This is a genomic window from Citrobacter amalonaticus, from assembly GCF_037053465.1.
In the GTDB taxonomy this organism is placed as follows: domain Bacteria; phylum Pseudomonadota; class Gammaproteobacteria; order Enterobacterales; family Enterobacteriaceae; genus Citrobacter_A; species Citrobacter_A amalonaticus_H.
The window spans coordinates 1-7,187 of record NZ_JBALIF010000037.1 but is presented as its reverse complement, the minus strand read 5'-3'; the positions used below and the strand labels follow the sequence as shown (position 1 = coordinate 7,187).

The 7,187-nt window shown below is 49.8% G+C and carries 4 protein-coding genes and 1 pseudogene; 1 reads left to right on the top strand and 4 read right to left on the bottom strand.

Annotated features, from left to right (window positions below; all coding sequences use genetic code 11):
- Nucleotides 1–726: 726 nt before the first annotated feature.
- A pseudogene (locus tag WB371_RS23465) lies at nt 727–1,052 on the top strand (transposase); the annotation flags it as partial.
- A gap of 561 nt (nt 1,053–1,613) precedes the next feature.
- On the opposite strand, the gene WB371_RS23460 reads toward WB371_RS23465, so the two are convergent.
- The 4 genes from WB371_RS23460 to WB371_RS23445 form a co-directional block, all read right to left on the bottom strand.
- A complete protein-coding gene (locus tag WB371_RS23460; protein ID WP_336222355.1) occupies nt 1,614–2,801 on the bottom strand; it encodes a fimbrial protein in 1,188 nt (395 codons plus the stop codon).
- Between the two features lie 27 nt (nt 2,802–2,828).
- The gene (locus tag WB371_RS23455; protein ID WP_336222354.1) at nt 2,829–5,429 is read right to left on the bottom strand and encodes a fimbria/pilus outer membrane usher protein; all 2,601 of its coding nucleotides are present in this window, start codon (nt 5,427–5,429) and stop codon (nt 2,829–2,831) included.
- 19 nt (nt 5,430–5,448) lie between these two features.
- Entirely contained in the window at nt 5,449–6,153 is a 705-nt protein-coding gene (locus tag WB371_RS23450; protein WP_336222353.1) for a molecular chaperone, read from the bottom strand.
- 69 nt (nt 6,154–6,222) lie between these two features.
- The gene (locus tag WB371_RS23445; RefSeq protein ID WP_336222352.1) at nt 6,223–6,810 is read right to left on the bottom strand and encodes a fimbrial protein; all 588 of its coding nucleotides are present in this window, start codon (nt 6,808–6,810) and stop codon (nt 6,223–6,225) included.
- Between the last annotated feature and the right edge of the window lie 377 nt (nt 6,811–7,187).

Below are 7,187 nucleotides of genomic sequence, written 5' to 3'. Positions count from 1 at the left end.
TACAGCATATTTTTCAGTGAGAGCAAGTGGTTTACGCAATTAACACCTCAATCAAATATTTTCCGCATGAAACTTTATGTTCAGCATCTAATTTCAAATAATAAAAACAGCAGACATAAATCATTAATAACAACTAAATTTTACATCCTTTTGAATATATAATAAAGTTAAATTTATTAATTATATGAGTTTATTTACATCTGATAAATACCCCCCCTAGATTATATTAACAGACTGAGTAACCCACCAAAAATCATAAAATCCAAAAATAGACTTATCTTATAAAAATGGATATTTTAGACAAAAAATGAATTTTAAACCTTGTGGTAAGGAATGATTCGCTCGATAGAATTGTTTCACATATGTGTTTTTTAGTAAAAAATTATTTTATTTCCTGAAAGCAGTGCCAGGATAAACTGAAACATCCTGTTTTTTTTCCACAGTACCCGAAGGTATATCCGCTATGGCAAAGCGCGGTTACATCGAAAACAAATAGCTTTTGCGCTAATACAGGTTGAAACCGCCCTACCTTCCCTGCATCAGGGATATTTGCAAAAAGAAAGACAGGGATTTCTGAGGTCACTACTTTTTTATAGAAGAAGAAATTTTCAGGTCCTGGTATGACAGAACTGCGGCATCTGCCGAGGCTGGAGGATGAAAATCAGCGACTTCAGAAGCTGGTCGCTAATCTAAGTCTGAGCAAAGAGATGTCGCAGGAGGTACTGAAGCAAAAGTTCGGTGCAGTTCATCAGGCTACTCAAACAACTTATAGTCACATGCTGGCAGGCAAAACCATCACGCTCGTCGTGGATAACTAAGTATCCATAAAGCTGGAGACACAGCGCTGGCTGAAACAAAATCCGAAGTTCATGGTGATTTACCAGCCAGTTTACTCGCCATCAGTGAACCACGTTGAGCAGTTATAGCAGTCGCTTCGCGACACGATAACACGCAATCATCAGTGCCATTCTATGTAGAGGTTGTTGAAGAAGGCTTACCATTTTATGAAAACCACCAGTCCATTCCCTGGAGATAAACATGGGCAGGAGAAATGTAGCGGTGTTCCGTACTGTTATTTAGTGATACGGATTTGCCAAGTACCTTTATTGACTGCAAGAATGCAAACGAACTTGACGCCTATTAATTTGATTTTAGATATAAAAAATTAATTTGAATTTAGTTTCCCTGCCTATGTATCTGCATTAAAGCTAACTTCCTGTCTCCACATCCGACCGGATATCACGCGGTTATCTTACTAATACCCAGGCATATCAATATACCTGGGCATTATGCAGGTTTATGCTACCAGAGGATATTATGAATAGGGGCAAAGGGAGTTAAATATCAATTTAAACAATAAATTACCTACTTAACGTATGTTTTCACTCCAAGTATTTAACCCTGCGACTACTAATATGGATTGTCGGATGCAAACACGGAAGCCTTTCTCCGGCCCTGGAAATAAACGAACTCGGTATAATTTTGCCTGACAGTAAGTTTCCAGACATTTTTTACTTTTAGTACAGCGTTTTGATCCCCTGTCTCCCTTAACATCAGGATTTGTAGCGCTTTTCTATCATTCCGGTACGGAGATAATTCTCCGTACCGCCCTGTCAGTTGTAGTCAATCACAAAGGTGATCTGCGCGTTCGCCGGCCCCGGGGTAACCGCTTTGTCATACTGGTAATAGCGGGCTGCCAGCGGAATACGGAAGTTAGCGGTTCCGTTATTCGGCGGCGTCACGGACCAGATGTCCCCGCTTTTCCAGATTGTTGTCGGGGCTGTCGGGCTGGCATTAATATTGTCCGGCGTATATCCCAACTGTATTCCCACGCCAGTAGCCGGACTGCCGGAACTACCATTGGCATTCACTTCCAGCACACCGTTGGCCTGGTCGGCGATGTTGGTGGCCGGCTGGAGCGACACCTTCAGCAGGTTGGGAGTTGTCGAGGTAAACGTGCCCATCCCGCTCATCGGGTCATAATTCACTAATGATGAATCAGAGTGATACCCGTAAAACCGGGGGCAGTTTACCAACTGAATGGAGGCATCCACCCACGGGGTGCTGGAGCCTACGCCACGAAAATACTTCGTGATTTCATAGGTACCCATGGGTACGGTCACGTCCGGCGTCTGGCAGGTCTGGGATACTATATTAATAATGCCGCTGAAATTTCCGCGCAGCAGCGTCAGGGGAAGTCCGCTGACCCCGTTACTTTCTGCCTTCATTATAACGGAGGGTAAATCCGCACCATTTAAGGTCCCGGGCTGAATATTCCCGGTTTTTATCAAGGAAAATTTAAGCGGCGTCGGGAAACCTTTGATCGTTGGCGGTGTAATAGATACAGTTGCCTGCAAATCAGGCGTGCTGGTCGTGGCCCCTTTAGTGGGGTCTGAAAACCAGATGGCAATACCAATCCCGGGGATCCCCGTTTCGTAAGTGGTTCCGCCAAAGGGCGAGCCTCCCCAAGCTGACAGCCCATGCGGAGCACTGTCAACGTACAGGTTCTGCAGTATCGTGGTGGGAGCATCGCAGCCGATCCAGATAGTATCTGCTGCAGCCTGCCATCCGATATCCCCCCGGTACAGCACCGTACCGTTAGGCAGATCCGCTCCGGCCGTGATATTTGCCGGCGTCAGGCTGAACGAGGTCACCTGTGGCCCTGTCGATCCGTGGACATACTGGCAGGTAGTGGCCTGGCTAACAGAACAATACCCCAACAGAATAAGGAGCAGCATGGCAATATAACGGGGCCGGACCACCGGGTAAGAGAATCGCAATAAAGCTGAAAAGGGTTGCATGATATTCATAATGTACCTACAGAAAAATCAGTTACACACCGTGTTAAAACGATTTAGGGTGGTGGCCGGAGCATTCTCCGTCAGTGGCGTCAGCATATAGCTCACGCCACACTGCTGGCCATCGCCACTCCCCCATATCACCCGCAGATGGTCACGTTCGTTCTCCACCCGGGCGTAAATCACGCTTCCTTGCCCCACGGACCCCACAACGTTGCCTTTACTGTCTGTCACTTCGGCACCGAACGGGATAGGTCCGTTCCCCGCGGTGTGTGCCGCAATCAGGACCGGATAACCGCGTTGCGTCGGGTATTTCAGACGCACGACGGCACCAGCATGCGGGGCCACCTTCTGACTGGTGGTTTCCAGTTCCACATCATACGGTAGCCCTTTCGGGTCAAGGTCTATTTCATTCATCTCATATGGGTTGAGATATGGCACGGCAGCATGCCCCCAGTGGTCCACTGTCACGCCGCTGTAGTTCCCCACGCGGGCACCACTGGCCCCTTTCGCCTCCACGATGGCGAAAGTATCTCCGGTGTACGGAGTGAACACCGCTCCACCTTCAAAGCCAATGACGGTTCCGCTCAAACCAGCCGATGCTGAGTTATATCCGTCCCCGGTGCTGACTGAGCCCATTATGTTGGTATACGGACTACGGTACTGACCGTTGGCGGTGCCGCTGCTGCCGATACCGTTGTTGTAGTGGGAGCCGGAAACACCGTAGCTGTACTGATGATCAGCCCCGCCTGTGCCGGAAATCCCCACCAGCTCACCGGTGTTGCCAGATCCGTCACGAGTAATGGAAGCATTCAGCTGCGGTTTGTTCTGCTGGTCCGATGATCCAAGCGGCATGCTGATGTTAAACAGGAAGGTAGTCTCTATATCGCCGTCCCCGTTGCGCGAACGCCCGGCGTTGAAGCTATAGGAGACGTTATGAAACCAGTTGCTGTAGCCCACCTGATACTGCAGGTCAGACCCGGTATCGCGATTCCAGTAATCCTGTACATAGCCCGAGCTGTAGAACTGACCCCAGCCGTCCGGTAACCCCTGGTTAGCGGTAATGGTCAGTTTGTTTTTTGGCCGATATATATCGCCCGGGTTGTCACCGTGGTCAATTGCCTCCACGGTCTGCATAGCAGTACGAAAATCCATGTAGCCAGAGGTTGAGAAACGGTAGGCCGCAATGGAGATGTTGCTCTTCGTGTCCTGAATGTATTTGCTGAGGCTGACCCGGTAGCTCTGGCCGGACATGCTGTTATCGTAACCCATTCCTTCCCAGCTATTGGTATTCAGGTGCGTGCGGGACTGTGTAGAGTCAAAGGCCAGTGCCCCCAACGGGGTGTTCAGGGCGGTACCCAGTTCAAGAGCATAATAGTGGGTGCTGAGCTGCAGGCCGCCGTAACCGGTGAACAGATTGGACAGACCACGCTGGTAGGTCAGTTGGTAGAGTTGTGGGTCGTCGCTGATGCTGTCGTCATTGAGCTTACCGATAACCATATCGTAATGGGAGGACCCCGGACGCAGCAGTTGGCTGACTGAGGAGTATGGCACGCTGAAGGTCTGAGTGGAATTGTCCGCCTCTGTAACAGTCACATCCAGATCCCCGCCGTAACCAGTCGGATACAGGTCATTAATGACAAAGGCCCCCGGCGCAACGGTGGTGTCATAGATAATCTGCCCGTTCTGTCGGACAGTGACCCGAGCGTTAGTGCGCGCAATACCACGAATTTCCGGGGCGAAGCCGCGCTCGGACTGCGGCCGCATGCGGTCATCATCAATCAACTCTCCACCGGTGTACGGCAGGGAGTCAAAGACCTGGCCGCTGGTATTATTTTCACCAAGCACCAGGCGCCCGCCAATCTGCGCGATATCGCGCTGGACGTAGGTGTTGATGCGCTGGTACTTGCCACCGGTGTCATCCTGCCAGTTGTAGTTCCCGTTATGACGGAAATACCAAGCACCTATATTCACCCCGCTATTCAGGCCGACGTAGCCGCTCTTCAACTCCTGGCCGTTGCTTTTCGTGGTGTAGAAGTTGCTGTTATAGCCGAGAGTGGCTGCTGGCACTCCGCTATCCCAGAGTTCCGGGCTGACGTAGCCTCGCCCGGCATTTTTAATCAGAGCCTGCGGGACGGAGATGTCGAGACGCTGGGCACCGGAATCAAACACCGGCGACGCATCCGGGAGCACCTGGCTTAATAGCTGGCAACCGGCATCATCATTTTTAAGCAATTCGCGCACCTCCGGTTTCAGTTGTCTGTAATCAAGCCCCATCTGTTTAATGACTCCTGGGGTCAGGCAGAGAGCAACAGATTTGTCGGGCTGTTCGCGAAAGGTGATGGTGTTCTTACCGATACTGATGTCATTAACGAAGATGTCAGCCGGATAGTCTCCCGGCATGGCGCTGGCCCCGCGCTCAAAGCGCTTCAGGTCCACCTGGCTGGAAGGTGCCTTGCTCAGGAACACCGGGTCAAAGGAGAGAACCTCAGTTGCAGCGGTTTTATCGCCGGAAACATTACCGGTGTCTGCTGCAAACGCGGCCAGCGGATAGAGGGTGCTGGAACTTGTGATGGCGGCAATAAGGCACGCCAGCCAAGACAGCCGTGGGACTGTGAAAGCTGATTTCATTTGAATGTTATCCGCAGCGTTACTGTAACGCAGTTTCTGCTGACTTCACCGCACCCCAGTCGTTGATGTAGTCATAGCTGACCTTATCACCGTGAGAAGCGGCAACCTTGCCTTTTTTGAAACTGACATCCAGAGTGCCGTGCGGTGCCACCATGTCTACCAAGGCCTTATCGTTATGTACGCGCACCTGCACCAGGGTCACGTAGTACGGAGAATCATTGACCGCCTGCAGCCTGCCGTCATGCATCACCCACTTAATACTTTCCGCTGCTGTCTTCGCGTCCGGCTTCAGGCCATCCGGGCGGTAGAACATTTTAATACGGGTACGAAACGCCACCCGCACCTGGTTCGGGTTGGCCACATCTTTGCGGATGGGCGGGATTTCCAGTACGTTCAGGAAGAACAGGGTCTCTTTGTCCCTGGCTTCATGCGAACCGGTGTAGGTCAGACGCAGGGTCTGTCCCTTGCCCGGATCAATACGGTTCATAGGCGGCGTCAGGACAAACGGCGCATTAATCGTCTCCGGCGTCGCATTCACATCACCAGTATCCACCCAGTTCTGAATCAGAACGGCGGTTTTATCGTTGTTGGTGATTTTTACGGTGACTTCCTTTTCCGATGCCGGGTAGATAACACGGGTACCGTTGAGCATCACATTGGCGGAAGCGCTAAAGCAGAGTATGCCGGCCAGCAAGCAGGTAGAACGGATAACAAGTTTATGCATGAGGATTACCAGAGAGACGAAAACAGACATCCCTCCCGGCATACGGGAGGGCCTGAGACATTTACTGGATTACTTGTACATCAGGTTGTAAACAACAGAGCTGCTCACCGGGCCCGGAGTAGCCTGGCCATCAGCGAAATACTCAACCGCATACGGCATTTCGATAGTCGGCAGTACGTTTCCAGTCGCATCACCGGTATCAGTCATTGCATAGTACGTGCTGTCAGTAATCTGAGAAGAATCACCGACCTTGATTGGAGCGAAGGTTGTCCCATCGAGCAACTGCAAGGACACGTTGGTCGCACCAGCCGGTTCCTGCTGCTTCAGGTGGCCGGTTGACGGATCAACAGTGGCACCGTCCTGGAAGAAGGCGGAAACCTGTGACACGGTGTCACCTGTTGTAGTACCCAATGTACAGTTGGTCAGTTCCATGTTGAACTGGGTACGGCCAGTCACGTCACCTTTGACGGCCAACAGAGTGGAAGAAACAGTTGGCAACTGAACGGTCGCAGTCGGACCCTGACCGTTGACACTGACGTCACAAGTGGTGTCAGTCACCATACCATTGAAAGTAATGGTACCGGTGGATTCAGCATGAGCCATAAACGCAGAACCGGAAAGAATAACCATAGATGCAGCAATCAGAGACTTTTTCATTTATATACCTGTTTAGAAAATCAAATTAAAGAAGCACGCACGCATCAGTTATGAAATAACTTGCGCACGAAAGCATTCTATTAATCAAATTATCATCACCACAAGATTTAAAATTTACCTTTTCCGTCAAAAGTGTCCACTTTCATAAGCACAGTCCATTTCAGGATGTTGAAGTTGATATTTAACCCAGCACACTGTTAGTATTAAATAAAATATAACTTAGCTTGCGTAACATCTAAAAACATATAGAACCAATAATTCATACCTACATTTTTATTATTTTAGATTAGATGCCAAACATAAAGTTTCATGCGGAAAATATTTGATTGAGGTGTTAATTGCGTAAACCACTTGCTCTCACTGAAAAATATGCTGTG